Annotated in this window: 2 protein-coding genes; both read left to right on the forward strand. The window is 67.9% G+C overall.

What is annotated here, in order from left to right; genetic code table 11:
* Positions 1 to 64: 64 nt before the first annotated feature.
* A complete protein-coding gene (locus tag MIC448_RS15235; protein WP_036301679.1) occupies positions 65 to 1,048 on the forward strand; it encodes an alpha-ketoacid dehydrogenase subunit beta in 984 nt (327 codons plus the stop codon).
* 28 nt (positions 1,049 to 1,076) lie between these two features.
* The coding region (locus MIC448_RS15240) for a biotin/lipoyl-containing protein (protein ID WP_036301681.1) at positions 1,077 to 1,789 on the forward strand (713 nt) is incomplete at its 3' end.

A 1,789-nucleotide genomic window follows, 5' to 3' on the forward strand; every position in this document is an offset into this window, starting at 1 on the left:
CACTGATGCAAGAGCAGCTCGCCTGGGTGCAAGAGTACGAAGCCTCGTTCGAGGAGGGGGACGTATGAACGCGCCCCAGAACATGCCGCTGAGCAAGGCCCTCAACGCCGGGCTGCGCAAAGCGATGGAGCGCAGCGACCGCGTGCTCATGATGGGCGAGGACATCGGGCCATTGGGCGGCGTCTTCCGCATCACCGAGGGGCTCCACGCGGAGTTCGGCCCGAACCGCGTGATCGACACCCCGCTCGCCGAGTCCGGAATCGTCGGCACCGCGATCGGTCTGGCCATGGGCGGATTCCGGCCGGTGTGCGAGATCCAGTTCGACGGATTCGTCTACCCGGCCTTCGATCAGATCACGTCACAGCTCGCGAAGATCACGAACCGCATGCAGGGCGCGCTGAGCATGCCCGTCGTGATCCGCATCCCCTATGGCGGGCACATCGGCGCGATCGAACACCACCAGGAGAGCCCGGAGGCGTACTTCACGCACACCGCGGGTCTCCGGGTCGTCAGCCCGTCGACGCCGAACGACGCCTACTGGATGATTCAGGACGCGATCTTCTCCGATGACCCCGTCATCTTCCTCGAGCCGAAGAGCAAATACTGGCAGAAGGGCGAGGTCGACCTGACTTCTCCCCCGGTCGGCCTGCACGAGAGCCGTCTCGTGCGTCGCGGAACGGATGTGACTCTCGTCGGTCACGGCGCCATGGTCACGACCCTGCTGCAGGCTGCGGCTCTCGCCGAGGCCGAAGGCATCAGCTGCGAAGTGATCGATCTGCGCTCGCTCTCGCCGGTGGACTACGGTCCCATCCTGGATTCGGTGCGTTCCACGGGACGCATGGTCTACGCGCAGGAGGCGCCGGGCTTCACCAGCCTCGGAAGCGAGATCGCCGCAACCGTCACAGAGCGCGCCTTCTACTCCCTCGAGGCGCCCGTCCTGCGCGTGTCGGGCTTCGATGCGCCGTTCCCCCCGGCGAAGCTCGAGGGCACATACCTCCCCGACGCTGACCGCGTCCTCGAGGCCGTCGACCGGGCCCTGGCATACTGAGCCCTGGTTCCCGCGGAAAGGATCCCGCATGAGCACGCAGACGTTCCTCCTCCCCGATGTCGGTGAGGGTTTGACCGAGGCCGAGATCGTGACCTGGCGGGTCGCGCCGGGTGACGAGGTGAAGGTCAACGACGTCCTCGTCGAGATCGAGACTGCGAAGTCGCTTGTCGAGCTGCCCTCGCCGTTCGCCGGCACCGTGAGCGAGCTGCTCGCGGGGGAAGGCGAGACGGTGAACGTCGGAGCGCCGATCATCACGATCGGCGAGGCGGGAGCCGATGCACCGCCGCCGAACACCGCGCCCACCGAGGTGGGAGAGGCGACCGGCGGAGCCGTACTCGTGGGCTATGGCACGGGCGGCGCCGTCACCTCGCGCCGGCGCAAGACGGCGGAACGTCCGGTCGCCGCGTCCATCGGTGTCGTCGCGAAGCCGCCGATTCGCAAGCTGGCTCGCGACCTCGGGGTCAACCTGAGCGATGTGGCCGCCAGCGGAGACGCGGGCGAGGTGACGCGCGAGGATGTCGTGCGTCACGCGTCGCAGGCCAGCGTCTTCCGTAACATCGAGACTCCCGAGTGGGGGGCCGTGCGCGAAGAGACAATCCCGGTACCCGAGGCGGCGCCCGCGGAGACCAGCCCGAAGGCAGCCTCGGCGGATTCCCGCGAGGAGTCCATCCCGGTACGCGGCGTGCGCAAGGCCACAGCCACGGCGATGACGAGCAGTGCATACACCGCGCCGCATGTATC

Source organism: Microbacterium sp. C448 (assembly GCF_000582705.2).
Taxonomy (GTDB): domain Bacteria; phylum Actinomycetota; class Actinomycetes; order Actinomycetales; family Microbacteriaceae; genus Microbacterium; species Microbacterium lacus_A.